The 21,425-nt window shown below is 69.1% G+C and carries 17 protein-coding genes; 6 read left to right on the top strand and 11 right to left on the bottom strand.

Features of this window, described 5'->3' with window-relative positions; all coding sequences use genetic code 11:
• Positions 1-56: 56 nt before the first annotated feature.
• A complete protein-coding gene (locus ACN469_RS07950; protein WP_498765766.1) occupies positions 57-1,985 on the top strand; it encodes an ABC-F family ATP-binding cassette domain-containing protein in 1,929 nt (642 codons plus the stop codon).
• 36 nt (positions 1,986-2,021) lie between these two features.
• Here the strand turns inward: ACN469_RS07950 and ACN469_RS07945 are convergent, their stop codons facing one another.
• Complete coding sequence (locus tag ACN469_RS07945; protein WP_498765764.1) at positions 2,022-4,478, bottom strand: ABC transporter permease; 2,457 nt, start codon at positions 4,476-4,478, stop codon at positions 2,022-2,024.
• Positions 4,479-4,734: 256 nt separating this feature from the next.
• On the opposite strand from ACN469_RS07945, the gene ACN469_RS07940 reads away from it, so the two are divergent.
• On the top strand, positions 4,735-5,646 hold the full coding sequence (locus ACN469_RS07940) for a flagellar motor protein MotB (RefSeq protein ID WP_498765762.1): 912 nt from the start codon (positions 4,735-4,737) through the stop codon (positions 5,644-5,646).
• A 65-nt stretch (positions 5,647-5,711) separates the two neighbouring features.
• Here ACN469_RS07940 and ACN469_RS07935 read toward each other — a convergent pair whose 3' ends face one another.
• The 3 genes from ACN469_RS07935 to ACN469_RS07925 form a co-directional block, all read right to left on the bottom strand.
• A complete protein-coding gene (locus ACN469_RS07935; RefSeq protein ID WP_498765760.1) occupies positions 5,712-7,613 on the bottom strand; it encodes an OPT family oligopeptide transporter in 1,902 nt (633 codons plus the stop codon).
• A 123-nt stretch (positions 7,614-7,736) separates the two neighbouring features.
• A complete protein-coding gene (locus ACN469_RS07930) occupies positions 7,737-8,264 on the bottom strand; it encodes an FKBP-type peptidyl-prolyl cis-trans isomerase (RefSeq protein ID WP_498765758.1) in 528 nt (175 codons plus the stop codon).
• Between the two features lie 71 nt (positions 8,265-8,335).
• Entirely contained in the window at positions 8,336-9,613 is a 1,278-nt protein-coding gene (locus tag ACN469_RS07925; RefSeq protein WP_498765756.1) for a dicarboxylate/amino acid:cation symporter, read from the bottom strand.
• Between the two features lie 106 nt (positions 9,614-9,719).
• Here ACN469_RS07925 and ACN469_RS07920 point away from each other — a divergent pair, with 106 nt between their 5' ends.
• Positions 9,720-10,358 (top strand): hypothetical protein, encoded by a 639-nt coding sequence (locus ACN469_RS07920; protein WP_498765754.1) that lies wholly within the window; start codon positions 9,720-9,722, stop codon positions 10,356-10,358.
• Here the strand turns inward: ACN469_RS07920 and ACN469_RS07915 are convergent.
• A complete protein-coding gene (locus ACN469_RS07915) occupies positions 10,337-11,119 on the bottom strand; it encodes a DNA-methyltransferase (protein ID WP_498765752.1) in 783 nt (260 codons plus the stop codon). The two genes, ACN469_RS07920 and ACN469_RS07915, sit on opposite strands and share 22 nt — an antisense overlap.
• Before the next feature lie 579 nt (positions 11,120-11,698).
• Positions 11,699-11,977, bottom strand: coding sequence for a hypothetical protein (locus tag ACN469_RS07910; protein WP_498765750.1), 279 nt, complete (start codon positions 11,975-11,977; stop codon positions 11,699-11,701).
• Positions 11,978-12,027: 50 nt separating this feature from the next.
• On the opposite strand from ACN469_RS07910, the gene ACN469_RS07905 reads away from it, so the two are divergent.
• The gene (locus ACN469_RS07905; RefSeq protein WP_498765748.1) at positions 12,028-12,945 is read left to right on the top strand and encodes a type VI immunity family protein; all 918 of its coding nucleotides are present in this window, start codon (positions 12,028-12,030) and stop codon (positions 12,943-12,945) included.
• A gap of 15 nt (positions 12,946-12,960) precedes the next feature.
• Here the strand turns inward: ACN469_RS07905 and ACN469_RS07900 are convergent, their stop codons facing one another.
• The 4 genes from ACN469_RS07900 to ACN469_RS07885 all read right to left on the bottom strand — a co-directional run bounded on the left by ACN469_RS07900 (position 12,961) and on the right by ACN469_RS07885 (position 18,444).
• Positions 12,961-13,839 (bottom strand): DUF2381 family protein, encoded by an 879-nt coding sequence (locus ACN469_RS07900; RefSeq protein WP_498765746.1) that lies wholly within the window; start codon positions 13,837-13,839, stop codon positions 12,961-12,963.
• A gap of 10 nt (positions 13,840-13,849) precedes the next feature.
• Complete coding sequence (locus ACN469_RS07895) at positions 13,850-15,856, bottom strand: serine/threonine protein kinase (protein ID WP_498765744.1); 2,007 nt, start codon at positions 15,854-15,856, stop codon at positions 13,850-13,852.
• A gap of 276 nt (positions 15,857-16,132) precedes the next feature.
• Positions 16,133-17,311, bottom strand: a complete 1,179-nt coding sequence (locus ACN469_RS07890) for a TfuA-like protein (RefSeq protein ID WP_498765742.1) — start codon at positions 17,309-17,311, stop codon at positions 16,133-16,135.
• Positions 17,308-18,444: a YcaO-like family protein gene (locus ACN469_RS07885; RefSeq protein WP_498765740.1), complete on the bottom strand. Its 1,137-nt coding sequence runs from the start codon at positions 18,442-18,444 to the stop codon at positions 17,308-17,310. Before ACN469_RS07885 ends, ACN469_RS07890 begins: the two co-directional genes overlap by 4 nt.
• A gap of 226 nt (positions 18,445-18,670) precedes the next feature.
• Between ACN469_RS07885 and ACN469_RS07880 the strand changes: the two genes are divergently transcribed.
• Both ACN469_RS07880 and ACN469_RS07875 read left to right on the top strand, forming a co-directional pair.
• Positions 18,671-19,024, top strand: coding sequence for a hypothetical protein (locus ACN469_RS07880; protein WP_498765738.1), 354 nt, complete (start codon positions 18,671-18,673; stop codon positions 19,022-19,024).
• A 47-nt stretch (positions 19,025-19,071) separates the two neighbouring features.
• The gene (locus ACN469_RS07875; RefSeq protein WP_498765736.1) at positions 19,072-20,427 is read left to right on the top strand and encodes an eCIS core domain-containing protein; all 1,356 of its coding nucleotides are present in this window, start codon (positions 19,072-19,074) and stop codon (positions 20,425-20,427) included.
• Positions 20,428-20,519: 92 nt separating this feature from the next.
• On the opposite strand, the gene ACN469_RS07870 is transcribed toward ACN469_RS07875, so the two are convergent.
• Positions 20,520-21,284, bottom strand: a complete 765-nt coding sequence (locus ACN469_RS07870) for a hypothetical protein (protein ID WP_498765734.1) — start codon at positions 21,282-21,284, stop codon at positions 20,520-20,522.
• Positions 21,285-21,425 lie beyond the last annotated feature (141 nt).

Genomic DNA, 21,425 nt, shown 5'->3' with positions numbered 1-21,425 from the left:
AGGCGCTCCTCTCAAGTGAGGGGCGCCTTTCGCCTTTTTTCAGGAGTCAGAACACCGTGACGCTGCTTCGTGCCGCCAACGTCCAGCTCAGCTTCGGCAGCCGCACCGTCTTCCAGGGCCTCACCGTCACCATCGAAGACGGTGAGCGCGTGGGCCTGGTGGGCGTGAATGGCTCCGGCAAGACGTCGTTGATGAAGATCCTCGCGGGGGCCGCGAAGCCCGACACAGGCGAGCTGCAGCTGCGCCGGGGCGCCCGCGTCACCTACCTGCCCCAGGAGCCGGAGTTCGCCGAGGGCGCCACGGTCGCCTCGGAGCTGTCCGTGGCCCAGGGCCCGCTGCGCGAGGCGATGGCCGCCCAGGCGGAGCTGGCGCAGCGGCTGGAGGACTCCCCCCCGGAGGCGCACGAGAAGCTGATGGAGCAGCTCTCCGTGGTGTCGGACCGCATCGAGCAGATGGGCGGCTGGGACACCGAGCACCACGCCAAGACGCTGCTCGACAGGCTGGGCGTGAAGGACTGGGACCGGCCGGTGGCGCAGCTGTCCGGCGGCCTGCGCAAGCGCGTGGCCATTGCCCGCGCGCTCCTCACGCGACCGGACATGCTGCTGTTGGACGAACCCACCAACCACCTGGACGCGGACACGGTGGACTGGCTGGAGGAGGAGCTGGACAAGCTGCCCGGGTCGCTGCTGCTCGTCACACACGACCGGTACTTCCTGGACGGGCTGGTGGACCGCATCGTCGAAATCCAGCCGGGCGGCGGCGTCACGTCCTATCCGGGCAACTACCAGGCGTACCTGGAGCAGAAGCTGGTGGCGCAGGAGAACTCCGAAGTCGCGCAGCACAAGCGCGAGCGGTGGATTGCCCAGGAAGTCGCGTGGCTGCGCCGGGGCCCCGAGGCGCGGCGCACCAAGAGCAAGTCGCGCATCGACCGGGCGCAGAAGCTGATGGCGGAGAAGGGCTTCCAGCGCCCCAAGGTGGCGGACCTGCGGGTGATTGCCGCGCCCCGACTGGGCCACACCGTCATCGAGTCGGAGGGGCTGCACAAGGCCTTCGGCGAGCGCAAGGTGCTGCAGGGCGTGGACTTCCGCCTCCAGCGCGGCGAGCGCGTGGGCCTGGTGGGCCCCAACGGCGTGGGCAAGACGACCTTCCTGCGCGTCATCCTGGGGGAGCTGCCGCCGGACGGTGGCAAGCTCGTCATCGGGAAGAACACCAAGGTCGCGTATTACGACCAGAACCGGGCGCAGTTGGATCCGGAGATGACGGTGTACGACGCGGCCTCGCAGGGCGAGGACTGGGTGGACCTGGGCGACCAGAAAGTCGCCCTGCGCGACTACCTGGACGACCTGCTCTTCCCCGTGCCCATGCAGCGGATGAAGGTGAAGGCGCTGTCGGGTGGCGAGCGCAACCGGCTGCTCCTGGCGCGCCTGTTCCTGGAGGGCGCCAACGTGCTGGTGCTGGACGAGCCCACCAACGACCTGGACATCGTCACGCTCAACGTGCTGGAGCGGCTGCTGCTGGACTTCGGGGGCAGCACGCTGCTCGTCACCCACGACCGGTACTTCCTCGACAAGGTGGCCACCAGCATCGTGACGTTCGACGGCAATGGCCGCGTCACGCGCTACGAGGGCAACTACGCGATGTACCGGCGGCTGAAGGAGCAGTCGGATGCCATGGCCGCGAAGGGCGCGCAGAAGAAGGACGAGCCCGCCCCGGCCGCTGTCGCCCCCGCGCCGAAACAGGCGGCCCGCAAGGCGGTCAAGCTCTCCTACAAGGACCAGCGCGAGCTGGACGGCATGGAGGCCACCATCGAGGTCGCCGAGACGCGCAAGGCGGAGCTGGAGGCCCAGCTCGCCGACCCGACCTTCTACAGCAAGAGCGGCAAGGTGGCGGAGGTCCAGAAGGAGCTGGACGCCGCCGTCGCCGAGATAGAGCGCCTCTACGCGCGCTGGCAGGTCCTCCAGGACCTCGCGGCCGGCGCCACCTAGCCGCTCGCGACGCCGACGTGGGCCCTGTCCCTCCGCTCAGTCGTACTTGAGCGCGATGATGGGGTCCACGCGCGAGGCGCGCAGGGCCGGCAGCCACGTGGCGACGAGCCCCACCACGAGCAGCACCAGCGGCGCGATGACGAAGGCCCATGGGTCCAACGCGCTGACTCCGTGCACCATCCCGGAGACCACGCGCGTCAGGCCCAGCGCGCCCACGAAGCCCAGCGCCACGCCCGCGCCCACCGAGCCCAGGCCCTGGAGGAACACCAGCCGCACCACCTCGCCGCGCGTGGCGCCCAGCGCCAGCCTCACACCCATCTCCCGCGTGCGCTGGCTCACCAGATAGGACAGCACCCCGTAGATGCCCACCGCGGCCAGCCCGAGCGCCAGCGCCGCCATCATTCCCAGCAGCACCATGTTGAAGCGCTCGGAGCCCAGCGTGCGCGCCACGTGGTCCGCGAGCTTCAGCGACTCCGTCACCGGCTGCCGCGCGTCCACCGCCCACACCTCGCGCTGCACGGACGACACCAGCGCCGCGTGGCCCCCGGAGGCTCGCACCAGGAGGTTCTGCGGCAGCATGCGCACCAGCATCCCGTTGAGCACCGGGGCCACCTGCCCCGAGGCCACATACAGCACCGCGGGCGTCTCCCGGTCCAACCCGTTCTCGCGCACGTCTCGAACCACGCCCACGATGAGGCGCGGCACGGTGTCCTGCAGCGACGGCACCGTGTAGGCCACCCGCAGGCCCTTGCCGATGACGTCCTCACCCGGCCAGTACTTGCGCGCGGCAGTCTCGTTGATGACCACGACGAGGGGAGCCCCCGCCGCGTCCGTGTCCGCCAGCAACCTGCCTCGCACCAGCTCCAGCCCCAGGGCACCGAAGTACCCCGGCGACACCGGCCGATACTGGCCAAACCCCACGCCAGGGCCGTCCAGGCGGCCCTCGAACTTGCCCTCGATGGCGAAGCCCATGCTGGGCCCCAGCTCCATCGGCAGGGCGGGCGTGAAGCCGACCGCCGTCACCCCCGGCAGCGCCCGCACCCGCTCCTCCACCTGACGGTGGAAGCGCTCCAGGGCCACCACCTCGCCATAGCGCCCCTCTGGAAGCGACAGGCGAAGCACGTGCACGTCGCTCGCGTCGAAGCCAGGACGGACGACCTGGAGCGCGCCAAAGCCCCGGATGAGCAGCGCGGCCCCCACGAGCAGCACCACCGCGAGCGCCACCTGCCCCACCACCAGCAGCTTGCGCGTCCTGCCTCCCCCAGGTCCCGACGTCGCCCGCTGCGCTCCTTGCCTCAGCGCGTCCTGGAGGTCCGGCCGCGACGCCTGCCACGCGGGCAACAGCCCGAAGAGCACCCCCGTCAGCAGCGACACGCCCACGGAGAACGCCAGCACCGCGCCATTCAGGCCCACCTCCGCGCCGGGCACGGTCAGCTCCGCGGGCGCCAGGGACAACAGCGCGGGCAGCACCGCCGAGGCGAGCAGGACGCCCAGTCCTCCGCCGACCACGGACAACAGCAGGCTCTCCGTCATGAGCTGCCCCACCAACCGTCGCGGCGAAGCCCCCAGCGCCGCGCGCACCACCAGCTCCCGCTGTCGCGCCGCCGCCCTCGCCAGTTGGAGGTTGGCCAGGTTGACACACGCGATGAGCAGCACCAGCCCCACCGCGCCCAGCAACACCCAGAGCGCCAGCCGCAGGTCCCCCGCCAGGAACGTCCGCAGGTCCTCCGCGACGAACCCTTCCCTCCCGCGCAGCAGGTGCGGCTTGTCCGCGCGCAGCCGCTCGGACAGCATCTTCAGGGCCGCGCCGACACCCTCCGACGACACCCCCGCGCGCACCCTCCCGACCACGTGGAGGAAGTTGGAGTCATCGGTGTTGGTCAAATCCAGTTGGAGCGGTGTCCACAGCTGCGCCTCCCGAGGATGGTGGAAGGACTCCGCCGCCACGCCCACCACCGTATAGGGCTGGTCATTGAGCGTGAACGAGCGGCCGATGACGTCGGGAGCGCCTCCGAATCGCCGCTGCCACAACCCATGGCTGAGCACCACCACCCGGGGCCCGCCCACCACGTCCTCTTCCGGCAGGAAGCCGCGCCCCAGCGCGGGCCGCACGCCGAAGGTCTCGAAGAAGTTCCCCGTCACCCGCATGCCCGACAGGCGCTCCGGGAGCCCCTCCCCGACGACGTTGAAGCCCGTGGGCAGCAGCTCGGACGCGGTGACCTGGGAGAAGGGCGAGCCCTCCGTCGACAGCCAGACGTATTGCCCGATGGCCTGCGACGTCGCTCGCCCGTCCTCGTCCTGGCGGAACACCTGCACCAGCTGCTCTGACTCCGGGTACGGCAGCGGCCGGAGCAACACCCCGTGCACCACGCTGAAGAGGGCGGTGTTCGCCCCGATGGCCAGGGCGAGCGTCAGGATGGAGACAGCGGTGAAGCCCCGGCTCTTGAGCAACAGCCGGACGGCATAGCGGAGATCCTCGATGAGGACGGCCAAGGCGACTCCAGGTGGGGGATGCGAGGCCTACGCGCGTCACCCGTCAGCCATTGCAATGGCCGCCTGCTTTCCCACCCATGGGACGAGGCAATGACTTCACCGCAAGCCAGGGAGAATCCGGACGCGTCACACGTCAAGCCATTCCACGGGACGAGCTCCCGATACTTGCTTGGGAAGGGTGACCTGGAGGTGCGCTTGCGTTGGCTTCGTCGCCATGCGACTCCTGCGCGATTGTCCAATGAGTGAAGGAGTCGTCGTGTCGTTCCGGCCCGCGGTTGCGTTGCTGTCGGCGCTGTTCTTTGTCGCCTTGGCCCTGCCTTCGACTGCTTCGGCGCAGTCAGGCACGCTGCCCAGCTTCAACCTGCAACGATTGGAGATGGACCCGGCGGGCCTGGGCTCGCTGCTCGTCAGCACCGGCCGCACGCTCCCCGCGGGCATGGTGCGCGTGGCAGTCCAGGGCCACTACGAGCAGCTCCCCTTCCACTTCCAGACGCGCTGGGAGCCGGGCGGCGGCTCGGGCCTGGTGGAGAACAAGTTCACCATGGACGTGACGGCCGCCATCGGCGTGCTGGACTGGCTCCAGGTGGACGCGGAGGTGCCCTTCATCGTCTCCCAGGGCGGCACGTCCTTCATGAACGTGAATGCGCCGGAAGGTCGCGGCCTGGGCTCACCGTGGCTGGGGGCTCGCGCCGCGCTGGTGCGGCCGGACTTCGGCCTCCAGGTCGCGGTGGACCTCTCCGCCGCCCTGCCGGTGGGCAAGAAGGAGCTGCTGGCGCGCGACGACTACGCGGTGCACCCCAGCCTCCAGCTCGGCTTCCTCGCGGAGACGTGGCAGATGGGCGCCGAGGTGGGAGTCCTCCTGCGCGACAAGAAGAGCCTGCGCTCACTGTCCAACGAGACGGCGGACGTCATCGGCAACGAGCTGCGGCTGGCGGGCACGGTGACGTCGCGCGCCGGTGAGATGACGCGCAGCGAGGTGAGCATGCTCGTGGGCCTGCCACTCCAGGGCGGCCGCATGGGCGCGGAGCTGATGGTGGCCATCCGCCGACACGCCACCTCCTGGCTGGACCTCTACGTCATGGGCGGCCCGGGCGTCGGCGCGGGCCTGGACACGCCCACCTTCCGCTTCCTCGCCGGGGCCTCGTTCGCCACCGGCCGCGTGGACTGAAAGAGCCGGACCCGGCGCCTCGCGCTCCCCATCCAGGGATTCGAGGCGAGGCGCCGCTGCTTCAACTACTTGGGCATCACCCCGAAGGCCTTCGCCATCGCGATGCCGATGCCCAGCAAGCTCTCTCCCGCGATGAAGCCCGAGGACACGGGCAGCACGGTCTCCTCCGCGAGCTTCGGCGCCTTGCGACGCATCACCTCGGCGATGGCGGAGCCCAGGAAGAAGGCGATGGAGCTGGAGCCGGGGATGACGATGGCCAGCCCGAAGCCCGCGGGCGAAGGCACGTAGCCCTTCAGCTTCGCGGGCGCCCACCGCTCCAGCAGCACCAGCATGATGCCGAGCGTCCCGCCGCACGCGGCGCCCCAGCGCGCGGTGACGGGCATCGCCGACACGCCCGTGGCGAGCAGCTTCGACACGCCGGCCCACACCATCGTGGCGGGCGCGGGGAACTCGGCCGAGCCGAGCACGTCCGGGGTGGGGACGAGGATGTTGAACACCGGCACCACCACCGCCGCGCCGGCCACCACGCCGAACAACTGCGCGATGAACTGCTGGCGCGGATTGGCGCCCAGCAGCCACCCGGACTTGAGGTCCGTCAGCAGGTCCGCCGCGTGGAGTCCCACGCCGCCCGTGGCGTTGGCGCTCATCACGTTGGCGGGGATGTTGCCCGGCGCCAGGCCTCCGAAGATGAGCTGCGTGACGGGCCCCAGCGCCTTCGTGGGCGTGGTGTCCGTCTCCCCGGTGACGCGGCTGGCGATGACGCCCATGACGACGGCCAGCGGCATGGCCAGCACGCCCGCCCACCACGGAATCTGGAACAGGTGCGCCATCAGGAAGACGGCGATGGGACCCAGCACCGCGAAGCCCAGGGGGAACCAGGACGGAGGACACTCGATGCCGGCCAGCGGGTCCACTTCCTCCTCCTTCGAGCCCTTGCGGCCGAACAGCCCCGACAGCGCCTTGAAGGAGCGCGCCACGCTGCGCCACTGGAAGGCGAAGGCCAACAGGCCCGAGGACACCAGCACCGCCGAGCCCGTCCACACCATCCACGTGTTGATGGCCCGGTACGTCACCTCGGGGATGGCGCCCTGGGTGACCATGGCCGGCGCGAGGAAGCCATACGTCAGCACCGCGCCCAGCAACATGGACCAGCCCGTGCGGAAGCTCACCAGCGCGCCGGCGCCCACCAGCAGGAGGCTGAAGTCGAACGACAGCGTCCACGCGGAGGCCTTCTTGCCCAGCAGCGTGAACGGCATGCTCACCTTGTCCGGGATGTTGGTCAGCCACGAGAAGCGCGCGTCGCGCGCCATCACCAGCAGGGCGCCGACGAGGCCCGCGCCCGCGAGCATCTTCGACTTGCGCCGCGCCACCTCGCCGTGGCCGTGCAGGGCGCGGATGGTCTCCGCGGTGGCGGTGCCGGTGGGGAACGGCAGCGCCTCGATGTTGATGAGCTGGCGCTTGATGGGGATGGCCGCGAAGACGCCCAGCGCGGAGATGACGGCGAACCAGGCCACCAGCCAGCCGGATGACGGCAACGCGCCGGTGAGCATCAGCAGCGCGGGGACGGCGGCCATGTTGCCACCGCCCGTCATGTAGCCGGCGGCCGACGCCACCGAGCCCATGGCGTTGTTCTCCAGCGCGGTGAAGTCGTTCTTCAACAGCCGAAGCGAGCGCAGCGTGCCGAACACCGCGAAGGCCAGGATGCACGCAGTAATCGTGACGCCCAGGCTCCAGCCCGTCTTGAGGATGACGTACAGGTTGGACAGGCACATCACCGCGCCAATCAACATGCCCGCGATGACGGCGCGCACGGTGAGCTGGCGCGAGCCGCCCTGGTAGACGTTCTTCAGCCAGTACAGCTCCGGGTCCTGCGTCGCGGAAGCGCCCGGCTCGCCTGCGTGCGGGTCTGCGGGCTGGAGGCGCAGCCCACTGGGGCTCGGAGTCTGTTGAGAGGGGAACTGGCTCATTGGGGCGGCAAAGATAGTGCACCCCCCTTCCCCGACGAAGCATTCACTCCGGCAGGCAAGCGAAAGGGGCGAGGCATTCCTGCCCCGCCCCTCGCTGTCGCCGCACGGCGTCACGCCCAGGCGTCAGGCGTGGTCGTGCCCACCGGCCCCATGGTCGTGCCCACCAGCCCCATGGTCATGCCCACCGGCCCCATGAACGTGGCCGTGGGACAGCTCCTCCGGGGACGCCTGGCGGATGTCCTTCACGGTGACGTCGAAGTGGAGCGTCTTGCCGGCGAGCGGGTGGTTCAGGTCGATGACGATGTCGTCGCCCCGCACTTCCTGGATGCGCAGGGGAATGTCGCCCTGCTCCGTCTGGGCCATCAGTGTCTGGCCGGGCTGCGGGGCGAAGCCGGGGGGCAGCATGGCGCGCGGGACGACGCGCACGCCCTCCGGGTCATGCTCGCCGTAGCCCTGGGCCGGCTGCACCACCACTTGCTTGCTGTCGCCCTGACTCAGGCCCTCCAGTGCGCCCTCGAGGCCCGGGACGATTTGACGATGCCCGTGCAGGTAGGCGAGCGGCTGTTCCGGCGCGCTCTGGTCGATGACCTGTCCGTCACCGAGGTGCAGCCGGTACTCCAGCGAAACAATCGAATCCTTGGTGACCCTCATGCGGGCTCCTATGGCGGGTGAGGCGGTGAAACGACTTCCGGTGGGAAGGATGGGACGACTTATGCCCGGCGTCAGGAGGCGGTGGGGCCTGTCGCCCGCTCGACGTCCGTGCGAGCGGGCGGTTCTCCGCGCGCCACGTAGACGGCGGCGGCCAGGTCGCCGGTGACGTTGAGGGTGGTGCGGCACATGTCCAGGAAGCGGTCCACGCCGAGCACGAGGCCCAGGCCCTCCACCGGAATCTTGAACATGCCCAGAATCATCGCGATGACCGGGATGGAGCCCGCGGGGACTCCGGCGGTGCCGATACCGGCCAGGATGCAGATGAACATGATGAGCGCCTGCTGAGACAGGTCCAGGTGCACGCCATACACCTGCGCGAGGAAGAGCACGGTGACGCCCTCGAAGAGCGCGGTGCCGTTCTGGTTCATCGCCGAGCCGGCGGTGAGCACGAAGCGCGACACGTTGGCGGGCAGCTTGAGGTTCTCCTCGGCGACCTTGAGCGCGGTGGGCAGGGTGGCGCTGGAGGAGGACGTGGAGAAGGCGGTGACGATGGCCAGGCGGCTGTCGCGGAAGAACTCGATGGGATTGCGTCCACCGAGGAAGCGCACCGACAGCGAGTAGACGATGAACATGTGGATGGAGAGCGCGAGCAGCACCGTGCCCACGTAGGCCGCGAGCTGACCGAGGATGCCCAGGCCCAGCTTCGCCGTCATGGAGAACAAGAGCGCGGCCACGCCGAAGGGCGCCAGCTTCAGCACCCCGTCGATGAGCTTCATCATCACGTCGTAGAGGCCTTGAATCGTGTCGCGCAGGTGCCGCACGGGCTCGCCAGGGGTGAGCGCCACGCCCAGGCCGAAGATGAGCGAGAAGACGATGAGGCCAATCATGTCTCCGTCGGCCGCGGCCTTCAGGGGGTTGGTGGGCACCATGGACATCAGCACCGCGCCGAAGGACGTGTCGGACGGAGGCGGCGCCGCCTTGATTTGCGTGCCGCTCCGCGCGAGCGCTCGGGCCTCGTCGCTGAGGCCCACGCCGGGCTGGATGAGGTTGACGAGCAGCAGGCCGATGAGGACGGAGATGGTGGAGAAGACGATGGTGTAGCCCAGCGTGCGGACGCCCAGGCGGCCCACCTGCTTCAAGTCCAGCTCCGCCACGCCCATGACGAGCGCGGCGAAGAGCAGCGGCACCACGAGCATGAGCAGCAGGCGGATGAAAATCTGTCCCACCGGCGAGGCCACGTTGGTGACGGTCCAATCCAGCCAGGGAGCACCGCCCGCGAGGGCATTGGCGGCGAGTCCCGCCACCGTGCCGGTGACGATGCCGATGAGCATCTTGTGGTGAGCCTTCATCGAGCAGTCTCCGCGTGCCTCCGGTGGGGAGGGCAATGGGGCGGGCAGCCTACCGGCAAAGGAAGGTGGCGCCCACCCTTCGCATGGGACAAAGCTGCGGTCTCCCGTGGAAACCCTCGTCCAGCTCACTGAAGGCGCCGTGCCCCCTCCCCTCTTCCGGCGCCTGTTGCGGCGGCTGGGTGTGCTCGGCCGCGAGCGGCTGAAGGACACGTATCAGACGACGTTCTGGTACGACTTCGGGCCGCCGAGCAACGTGGTGGAGGACGTCATCTCCAGCTTGAAGCCCCAGGTCGCCGGGCGGCGGAGAATCGCCGGGGTGGAGTGGTGGCTGTCGCGGATGTACCCGACGGACGTGCGCGTGGACTTCCACCAGGACCGGGACGAGAAGCTCGCGCTGCGCACGGGGAAGCTGGTGCATCCGCGCATCAGCAGCGTGTTGTTCCTCAACCGGGTGCGCGGTGGGGCGCTGGTGGTGACGCGGGAGAAGCCGGACGAGGACAACCCGTCGCTCGCGCCCTCGCGCATGGACACCGCGGACCTGGTGACGCCGCGTCCCAACCGGCTGGTGCTGTTCGACGGCACGCTGACGCACGGGGTGCTGGACGCGGAGAACCAGATTCCGGAGGGGAAGCTGCCGGGGCGCTCGCGGCTGAGGCGCACGCTGGTGATGAACTGGTGGGGGCACCGGCCCACGGACGTGCCGCGCTGGTCGGAGACGCGGCTCTACCGGGCGCTGGGGGGCTGAGGGAGCGCGGCGGCCGTCTCGCGCAGGCGGTGGGTGACGCGCTCGGCCCACTCGGGCTCGATTTCGAGGCACGCGGGCTGGCGGCCCAGGCGCAGGGCGGCGGCGGGCAGCGAGCCACTTCCGGCGAAGGGGTCCAACACGGTGTCGCCGGGGCGGCTGTACGTGCGCACGAGCGGCTCGACGACGGAGAAGGGCTTGTGGTGGGGGTGGCTGCCCCAGCGCGTGGCGTCGCCATCATCGTCATAGCCGCCGACGACGGCCCAGACGGTGGGCAGGTCGCCGGGGGCGAGGACGGGCTCGGGCGTGCGGGCGATGACGAGGGCGACCTCGTAGACGCGCAGGGTCTGCTCGTTGGCGTTCTTGTCGGTGGTGCGCTTGCCCCAGGTGAACTCGCCGCGCAGGTGGGGATAGCCCAGGGCCTTGGCGGCGGTGAGGATGGGCTCCTTGCCGAGCAGGTTGGTCCAGATGACGAGCGGGGCGTCCGGGGTGAGGTGGGCCAGGGCGCGGGAGAGCCAGGCCTCGGAGAAGACGCGGTAGTCGCGCACGGTCTCGAAGCGGACGATGGGGTTCTGGTCGATCTTCTTGTGGGCGCGCGGGTCTCTCAGGTCACCGCCCTTGCGCCGCCGGGTGAGCAGGCAATAGGGCGGGTCGGTGAGCAGGAGCGAGGCGCGGCGGTCACCCAGGGCGGCGCGGTAGCCCTCGGGCTCGCGAGAGTCGGCGCGGATGCAGCGGAGGGCGTCGGGAGGGAGAGGAGAAGTCATCGTCCGGAGCGGCACCCTACACGGAGGGCCGCGAGGCTCAAGGCCCCTCGTGGGGGCAGTGGCCCCAGGTAGGCTGGGGCGCATGGGAAATCATTGCAGGAGGGCTCTCCGAATACGGCGTCCAGGTACGACAGTCCCTTCGATGCTCCTTCTCCTGCTCGGATGCGGAGCTACGGGACCGATGAGACAGGGCCGGACCGGCACCTATGCCCAGGCTCTCGACTCAGGAAATGCCGCCTGCGAGCAGAATCCCGCCTACTGCGCGGCAACGGCGGGGCAGGAGCGCATCGTCCCGCTCGCTGTGCGGGCCGCGCAAGTCACCGCGGCTGGTAAGACTTGGATGGAGCTTGAGACGCTCGTCGAGGCGGGAATCCGCGAACGCCTTGTCGACTGCGCCAGGAAGGCAGACGCAGAGGTGAACCGCAAGGAGTTCGGGGGGCGGAGCCCAACCCCTGCCGAGTGCGATAAGGTCATGGGCGGTACGAGGGAGAATCCCATCACGGGTGCTATGAGGCTGGGTCGCAAGAAACATGCGCTTGCGCTCGACTGTGCCGAAGAAGCCCTCGGGCAGAGTTTCCCTCACGCTTCTTGCGCGAGCAGCGCTATCGCAAAGTTGCTCGTGCCCAGGAGCCAGAACTGATCACCCACCAGGAAGAACTGGACCTCTTGCGCGCGGGTGCCAGCAAGGCACTGGAAGGAACGGTAGTGCCCGACCTCGTCCTCCACACAGGCAACCCGGCGCAGGTCCAGGCGGTCTACGATTTCAAGTTCCCTTGCCCTGACACCAATTTCCCTAAGTGGAGGCAGTCGCCGCCAGGCAATCCACTCGGAGTCCGGCACCAGGGCGATGCGTACCACTTGACCTTCGATAGGACTCCCTTCCTGGTGACGCCTTTTGGTGTGTTTCTATGAGCGAGCACTTCCCTCGCATTCGCATCGAAGCGGACAAGCAGGGATACATCGTCGTTCGCGACGGACTCACCTTCTGCTTCTATTTCCACCGCGCTCATGAAGGGCTCGGGCCCGCCATCCTTCAAGCGCTGGAGCGCTTCCAGCGAGCACTGCCCCCACGGACGCTGACCCTCCAGTCCGACTCGGAAGGGTATTGGAGGACGCTGAAGCCCTCGGACTGGGAGCACATCCAGCGCAGCCTGCTTCAGGACGAATGGCCCCAGGTGAGCCTCATCAGTGATTCAATCGGTGTTCCCGAGTTCTCCTTCAGTTATTCAGGAGGCCCGCTGGACGTCGCCACGGGAGGTGATTCCATCGGTCGGACCTGCGTCGCTACCTTCAGCCTGCCAACGGAGTATCTCGAACAACAGGGCCCCAAGCACGTCCGTGAGTTGGCGTTGGAAATCGCCGCGTCGCTCCCCTTCACCTCCGGCTACGCGAGCCTCTGCTTCAACGCCCCCATGGTCCTTGTCGGAGTCTACCAGCGCGTGCGTGAGTTGGCCTTCCGTCATCCCGGCATGGAGATCATCGACGACTTCGTCAGCCAGGAGATCGGCTCACGGGTGCGCGGGGCGCACTGGTTGACGTTCTTGGGACAACCCCTGCTGAGTGCACTCGGAGGTGCGAGCAAGCTCCGCGCGCGGCTCTCGACGCCAGGAATCGAAGTGCTGGAACTGGATGACCAGCGCGCCGTCATCTCCCTGGGAACATGGCCCGAGGCGGGCGACTCGACACGAGGTGCGACACTGCCGGCCTATCGCGAACTCGCCCGCATCCTGGAGCCGTGGCTCTACCACCGCGACTCGGACACGCTCTACAATCCAGACTTCCCACCCGAGGAGCAGCTCCGCTGGGAGCGCCGCTTCCTCGACTGAGGATGCGAGGGGCAGTCACTTCAACGAAAGCCCTTCCATCGTCACCGTGCGTCCCTTCGCGTCCCACAGCTTGAACACATAGCGACCCGACTCCACCTCGGTCGAGGGCTCCACGAAGATCATCAGGATCTGTTCCCCTTCGGCCTGCAGGGGACCGGTCTGCCAGTGCGACAGCACCTTGCGGCTTCGCCCACGACCATCCGTGAGCGACGCTCCCGTTGCCACCCAACCCGCGCCCCCGGCCCGCGCTCTCAACCCCAGTCGAATCGCGCGAAAGAGAGACTGATACACCATGAGCTGAATTCTCACGACGGTCACATCGGGATGAGTCACCACCCTCGTGGAAGTCGCCATCCCTATCGAAAGCTCATGGGGGTTCTCCACGGAGGCCACGAACGCCTCGAGCGCTCCCGACGACCGGCCCTCCAACTGAAGCCTGTCCAACTCGAACTGAGCCTGAGACAGACGCCCCTTCAGCTCGCCCACCTCCTGCCGGTAGGACTCCACCGAACGAGCACGGCGATAGACCTCCACCTGGGGCTCACCCATCGCTGGATCCACCACCAGCATGAAGGTCACCCGGTCCGGCGCCGCGCCATCTCGGAAACGCAATCCCAGGCGCAGCCGTTCACCGTCCCGGAACGCACTCGATGGAACGAGCACGAGATGATCCTCGGAGACCCCCAGGCGCTGAAACCGCTCACGCCCTTCCAAAGAGATTTCGTCCGGCAGGATGCGCGCGTCGAAGAAGAAAGTCGTGGACCGCCCAGGAGCGATACGAATCTCAGAGGCGGATACACGCATTTCCGCGCCCACTTCGATTCGACGCACGGGGGCCAACTCCCCCCCCACTGCCACCATCACTCCCCACGCAAGAACGAAGACCGCAGGCACGGCAGACAAATCACAGCCTTCCAAAATAAGAGGTAGTGGAAACCTCTAGGGCTGTATTAATCTTCCCCTCGCCCGGAAAATCTAAACGGTAGGGTGATCCAAACTTGGTGTTGGCGTTATGGGTGATCTGTAAGCACACGGGGATGCGCGTGCCATCGGGGAACTCGACCTCGGTGAACCAACCGAAGTAGCCCTCCGGTGTAGGAAAACCGGCGCCGTGGAAGCGGGTGTCCAGGGGAAAGACCATAACGCGATCCCGCTTAATGCTCTCGCTGGCGTAAGCAGTGAGGGGCCCTGCCGGCGGAGCCGGCAGCTCTGTCCTACCTTCCCAAAGTGACGCGGGGATGAGCCAGATCTTCGAACTGGTCACCACGAGACCTGGCTTGAATCCCAGCTTCGCCATGGCCTCGATGGCCGCCTGCGGGCACTGCTGCTCCAGATGCGTCGTCCGGACCTGAGGCGCCCCTCCGGCACAAGCCCCCGCGAGGCACGCGACCACCGCTGTCTTTCCCAGGGTGCTGCTCACGGATGACCGCTTCCTCGCGGCGACTGCGACCTCGCTGGCGGCCTCCACGGTGCGCTCGGCCGTCAAGACAGGCGCCCGCGGCGAGACTTCGGGAGTCACCTCGGCAACGCGAGGCATTGACGAAGGAGCGTCTGTATCAGGGGTGTGAGGGGAACGACTCGTCACGACGGGACTTCCTTTCTCAGCAGGGGGTGTGAGGGGGGCGACCGCCTGCATGGAACTCGGGGACGGCTCGCGGCGGGCGAGGCCCAACGCCGCGAAGCAGACGACGAGGAGCGCGACGACTCCGACTCCGAGCGGCCACCCTCGCGACCTTCGCGTCGGGGCCCGCTCGGCTCGCGGTGGTTCCATGGGCGGAGAAGCTTCCGAGGCCGCAACCAGCGATTCCTCTGCGCGAGGCGCGACCAGGACCGCCTCGGCAACGGAATCACTCGGTGGCCGCGGCGCTTCAAGTTCCGGCGTGTACGGGACGGACTCCGACGAGCGCACGAACTCGGGCACCATGCGCACCCGAGGCGTATCCGCGTCCACATCGCGAGGAGACTCGGGGTCCGGAGGTCGGTCGAGCGACACCTTCCACGCCGGCTGCCGCTTCTCCTTCGCGACCTCCCAGAGCGCCTGCAACAGCGCCTCGGTGCCCGCGTAGCGATCCTCGGGGCGCTTCGCCAACAGCCGCAGCGCGATGTCTCCCAGCGCGGGGGGCACCTTGGGATTGACGACGTGCGGGGCGCGGGGCGTCACCGTCTCGATGGCCGGCAGCAGCCGGTCATACGGGAGCCTCGGGTCGAACGCGTAGCCGTCCGTCAGCGACTCGTACAGGAGCGCGCCCAGCGCATAGAGGTCGCCGGGAATGCCCGCGTCGAACCGCGCGCCCTGCTCCCACTGGCCCTCGCGCAGGAAGGCCACGCACTCGGGCGGCAAGAGGTGCGGCGAGGCCGGCGCCACGCCCACCGTCAGCGTCGTCGCGCCCGGCATCCGCACCGTGCCCAGGTCGATGAGGAACGGACGCTCGTCCTCGCGGCGGATGAGCAGGTTGTCGCCCTTCACGTCGCGGTGGTGCAGCCCGCGCCGGTGCAGGTCAGACACCGCGCGCACCACCTCGGTGAACACGGACAAGAGGTGCGCCGCCGACGGCTTCACCCGCCAGCGCCACTCGTGGAAGGTCTCCCCGTCGATGAAGTCCGTGACGAAGAACAGGTAGCCCTCGGGTGGCTCCGGCCAGCGGTCCACCGCGTGGACTCGGGGCAGGTTCGGGTGGGGCGCGCAGGCCAGCAGCGTGGCCACCTCGTGCGACAGCCGACCGTTGACGTCCTCCTCCTCGGACACCTGGGACCCGGCGGGACGCAGCGCCATCTTCATCGTGTAGAAGCGCCCTCCCCGCTCGACCTTGAACACGCGGCCGAAGCCCCCCGAGCCCAGCGAGGCCACCACATTCCAGGGCCCCACCGCGCTGCCCGGCGCAAGCTGGTCCGGATGGAACGGCGCGGACATCACGGCGACGTCTCCTCCCGCGAAGACCCGCTTTCCTCGTAACCACCAAACCCAAGAACGCCGAAGCGCGCGGACGCCCACGCCTCAATGCGCGCGGCACCCCGCGGAGCGAGGGGCTCGGTGACCACCCAGGGAACGGGGTTGAGCAAGGGTAACCTCCAGGGTTGACCCTAGCCTTTCTTCAGGGACTGTCACGATTTTTCCCACCCGGCAGGTGGGGCTGCCCTGGCGAGGGGAACCCGACTTCACCCGTTGGCTCCCGGCCGTCCTCCCCGCTCAGTCCGCGTCGTGCTCGGACGCGTCCACCTCGTCGCTCTCGGCCACGGCGAGCGCGGCCTCCGCCCAGCGCCCGCGCAGCCGGGCCTCGGAGGCCAGCGCCTCCTCCCAGGACGGGCCATCCGGGAGCAGCCGCGTCGACTGCGTCAGCACGAGCCGCTCCAGCGCCAGCTCCTCACACAGCGCACGCAGCCCCTCGGCATCCAGGCCGTTCGCGATCCGCCACGCGTCGCGCTTGCGCACGGGCACCGCGCGCTCGCGCCACCACGCGGCCTCCACCTCCTCCACCTCGTCAGCCGTGGGGGACAGCCCCATCGTCCGGGCCCACCCCGCCAGCAACGCCCGTCGCAGGCCCGCCTCCGCCAGCGCCCGCGCGTCGGGGGCCTGGCTCAGCACCTCCAGCACCTGCCCCGAGGGCACGACAGCGTCGGGGAGCCGGGTCACGTCCTCCACCAGCCGTCGCCGCCGCACCAGGGACGAGGGAGACCGCCGGGTCCCCGGCACCGAGGTCGCTCGCGAGGCCACCCACTCCGCGGCGGTCTGGAGGCAGGCCCGCGCGTCCTGCCGCTTCAAGTCCTCCACGCCCTTCGAGAACCAGCGCTCCCAGGCGTCCCGCGTGGCCTCGGACCACCCTGCCCTCGCGCGCTCCACCAACCGGGGCCACGTGCGCTCCTGGTAGAAGAGCGCGCTCGCCACGTCCACCAGGCCCCGGGCCAGGCGAGCATTCAGCACACCGGCTTCCCGAGCGAGCTCCGCGACATGCCGGACGTTGACGAGCGGCACCGTGAGCGGACGCCAGCCGTGCTCCGCATCCGCGTGCAGCAGGGCCACCTCCGCGTCGTCCGAGATGACGCCGTCGCGATACCACCCGAAGATCCGCCCGACGCCCACCATGCCATGGGGCGCCAGCTCCACCGCGCGCAGGGCCCCCATGCTGGAGCCGCCGAAGACGGCCACGCCCGCCTCCAGCGCGGCCAGCAGCTCGTGGTGCCACACCGAGGGCTGGGCCTCGAAGACACCATCCACCAGCGCAATCGCACGCGGCTTCGCGCCGAGCGCGCGCCACACATCGCCCTGTCGAGCCGGGGGCAACACCACGCACGGGGCCAGCTTCCGCGCCTCCTCGGCGGGCAGCGAGGGCCCCAGGAAGACCACCAGTTCCTCCGCGCGCCTCTTCATAGGAGCTCCGAGATGAGCATGCCCGGCACCACCACCCGCCGCACGTGCAAGCCGGGCACGGGCGCGTCCAGCTCCACGGAAGCCACGCGAGCAAACCCCGCGCGCTTCAACCGCGTCAGCACCCGTCGCACGGCGACCTCGGCCGCCCCCCGCGCCACCGAGCCCAGGTCCGGCAGCTCTCCGGCCCGCCGCCGCGCGCGCACGCCCGCGCACGCCTCCGCGAAGTCCCGAGCCGCCTGCCGGTCCACCGACGCCACGTCCTCGCGCGCGCCGTGGATGTCCGTCAGGCGCGACTGCGCCGCCTCCAGCAACGCCTTCAGCAGCGCGGTGTCACGCTCCAGCGCACAGGCATAACCCGCCGTGAGCGGCACGGGTCCATCCTCCAGGTCCACCAGCACCGCCGCGCCCACGGGCAGGCCCACCGCGCCCGGCGTGCGCGCGGAGGGCGTCGCATCGAACAGGAACACCGCGAAGCCACGCTCCCGCAGCTGCTCGGCCAGCGCCGCCGTCCGAGGCGCGGCCTTCACCAGCTCCGCGGTCCGCAACATGCGCCCCTCCACCGCCTCCTCCGTCCACCCCTCCGGAAACACCCGCGCGAGCTGATCTCTTTCAGTGGCCTCCAGCAGCGCATGTAGCAGCGCCCGAGCCGCCTCCGGATGCGCACCCGAGCCGTTGCTCGTCCACGCCGCCGCCACCGGCCCCAGCGAGGGGCCTCCCGGCGGCGTCACATGGACGCCTTGCGCGGGCACCCAGACCGCCTGACCCGAGCCCAGCTCCGTCGCCTCGCGCCACGCACACCGCACTCCGTCTCCCCACAGCCGGGGCTCCACGAGCGCGCCGGCCGAGCCCAGCGAGTCCGCGCCCCACAGCGTCCCCAGCCGGCCCTCCAGCTCCGCGCGGGCCCCCCAGGCGAGCCGGCCTGGCACCACCGTCTCCGCCGCCCACAGCTCCGCGGTCTCGAACAGCGCGCCCCACGAGGCCTCGTCCGGAGTGAGGCCCTTGCCGTTGCAGACCTGGAGCACGTGCCCGCCCGGGCGCACCGCGCACGCCACCTCCACACCCGTGCGGTCCAACCCGGTGACGCGCGCCACCCGCGTCACCCCCATGGCCCGGGCCAGCCGGGACGACGTCATTCGCTCGAAGGACACCCCTGGCGGATAGCACTTCGGACGGGCACGGTCAGCAGCGACGCGTGAGGTGGGGTGAAGCCCCGGCCCTACCTCCCCCGTCTTAATCGGACTTAATTCCGCTTAATCCCTGGCGGACGAAAACGTCTGGGATAAGGCGCCCACTCGCCGGACGCGCCAGGGCAGACACCGCGTGGCCGGAGAGCTGACACACAACCGATGGAGTCGAACCATGTCGAAGCACTTCGTGCGTTCGTTGTTCCTGGGGGCGGTGGTGGCTTGCGTGAGCGCCTGCGGCGGCGTTGAGACCGAGACGCCGGCATCAGAAGTCATCGTGGGTGACGTGGAGCAACAAGCCTGTTCGGTGGGCACGTTCCAGAACAATTGTCGTGACTGGGGCTCTGGCGGCTACTCGGATCCCGCCTGCACCGGCGGCACGTTCCGATGGAAGTACTGGGCCTGCAAGCAGTACCAGGCCGGCACCCAGAAGTACCGCCAGGAGTGCGGCGGCGAGCAGTTCGTGTGCGGGAGCAGCGCGACAGTCCGTCCGTCCTCGGGCGTTGCCGTGTGCGTTCAGAATTGCTAGCCGTCTGACTCACCGCCGGGCGGAGCGATTCCTCCGCCCGGCGCGGGATGCGCGCCCCTGTGAACGATGGCTGCGTTCCTCTCGGACGCCAGCGCGTCCCGGCGGCACGCGGTCACCGCCTTCATGCAAGGCTGGCGGGCCTTGGCGCGAGGAGTGATGGGCGTTGGCGCAGCCCCCTCGCTGGCCGGACGATTGCACTGGGCGTCCCCATGTCCCAAGACCCTGCCCATTCCGCCCCAGACCTCACAGTGGGAGGACAACCTCTTCCCACGGGCGTGCGGCGTGAGATGGAAGCGTTCTTCGACGCGGATTTCACCACGGTGCGGATCCATGAGGGGCGACGAGCCGAGGCCCTCGGAGCCGCCGCCTTCGCGTGTGGCGAAGCCATCCACTTCGCCCGCGACCAGTTCCGCCCCGACACCCTGCCAGGCATCGAGCTGCTCGCACACGAGCTGACCCATGTGCTCCAGCAGCGCCGGGGTGTGTCAGTGGAGCGAACCTCGACGGGACCCGCCCTGGTCTGTGCGCCCATCCTTGAAGCCAGGGCCAATCGACGGGGTCGCCAGGCTCGTGACTGGGTCGAGCTGGGAAGGCGCCCCGTCGACTTTCAGCCGGTCGACGCCAGCGTGCCCCCAGAGCTGTCCCGTCGCGGCGGCGCGCCCCAGGGCCCCGTCATCCAGACCAAGGTGAACTTCGAGGGAGGCGACGACAAGTATCAGGGGACTCGCTTCCTCGACATCGACATCAACACCCGGATTCCATCCAAGGTCTTCAATCACATCATCCGGCAAGCCAAGAATCTCGCCGGAACCATCTACGTGGGATTCGCCAGCGAGCATACACCCCAGGCCTTTGGCACCGCGATGTATAGCGCCAGGAGCGCCGTGACCGGGAAGCTCACGCTCGGGGTCCTCACCGAGGAGCAGATCACCGCGGCGGGCTCGGAGTATTACGGCCTCCTCGCGGCCATGGTTCACGAGACACAGCACGCAATCGACCACCTTGCCAGGAACGTCATCTACAACGGCAAGGACGAAGCAACCCTTCGCGCGGAATGGCGCGCCTGGGCCATCGAGGCGGCCTTTGTGTATGAAGTGCAGCGCCTCGGGAAGACAGTCCCCTTCATGAAGCGGGACCTCCCGTTCAGTTATCGCAGCAAGGCGGATTTCGCCAACAAGTCCAGCGTTGCCTTCGGTAGGACCAAGCAGTACCTCGACTACTGCGACATCATCAAGAAGCCCAACGACATCCAGACCAGCACATTCATCATGCAGAATCAGGGATGGTTGCACGAGGCGATCTTGATGTTCTACGACCTCGTCGACGGCGGCATTGGTGGCGCGATCTGGCCGGGCGACCACCTTTCGAGCACGAGCACGAGCGACATGGAAGAAGTGGACTGACCCGAATCCTGCGATTGAAGCGGGAGACGGGCCAGGTGCCTCCGCGCCCCCATGGCGGGGGCTTGGGCCTGCCTTAGCCCGGGACCTCGTGGCTACGGCGCAAACCCAGTCACGCGAACCTGCGGCGGAAGGGGGAAGCGGGCGACCTCGACGTCCCGCTCCTTGCGCGGGTCGATGCCCTCGTCCTTGAAGCGCTGGAGGACCACCAGCGCCTGTCCCTTGAGCACCAGCTTCACGTCCGAGCCCCCGCCGGCCCACCAGACGCTGAAGGACTGCGTCATGTCCTGGGGCACCTCGCCATTGGAGAACTTCCCCTTCAGCGGGCGGACCTCCTCGCTTCCGTCCGCGTGCTTCAGCACGGCGCTCGCGGTGAAGGACCAGGGCGAGCCATCGTCCTCGTGAGCGTCCGCCTTGAACCGGAACCCCGCCTGCCAGACCTCCGCGGGCGCGCACTGCTTCTGTCGGGCGGCATCCCCAGCGACATACGCCCCCGCCGGGCGCACGGAGGAGATGACCCCCAGGGCCTTGAGCTTGCCACTGTAGGCCTGTGCCTCCGCCTTCGACGCGAAGCTGTTGGCGACGAGAATCTGGAGACACGGCTTGAGGTCCGCGAAGTCCGTGGAGGACAGGCGAGCGAAGTCTGTCTTCAGGTCCGCCTGCTTCGATACCCGCGCCTGGAGTTCATCCTGGGGACCCAGCTCCGGCTCCGCGGCGAGGATGACGAGGAAGCGCTTCGCGAAGCGTTGCTCCGAAGCTGCCGGCTTCTGGGCCCACGCGGGCGACGTGAAGACGCTCGCCACCATCAGCACCCCGACACAGGTGCGCCTCCACCCCATGGACAGCCTGGACGCCTGCATGAACACCCCTCTTCGCCCCATGGGCGAGGCCCGCCCTGGACGGGGCAGCGCCGCCCGAGTTCACACGGGCGGACCGGAGCCGCGCAAGCGCTCCTCGCATCCCGAGCTCCACGGACACGCCCATGTCACCGAAGCCGGCGT

It is taken from the genome of Corallococcus terminator (genome assembly GCF_049194865.1).
Taxonomy (GTDB): domain Bacteria; phylum Myxococcota; class Myxococcia; order Myxococcales; family Myxococcaceae; genus Myxococcus; species Myxococcus terminator_A.
The sequence above is the reverse complement of the archived record's forward strand: the minus strand, read 5'-3'. Positions and strand labels throughout refer to the sequence as shown.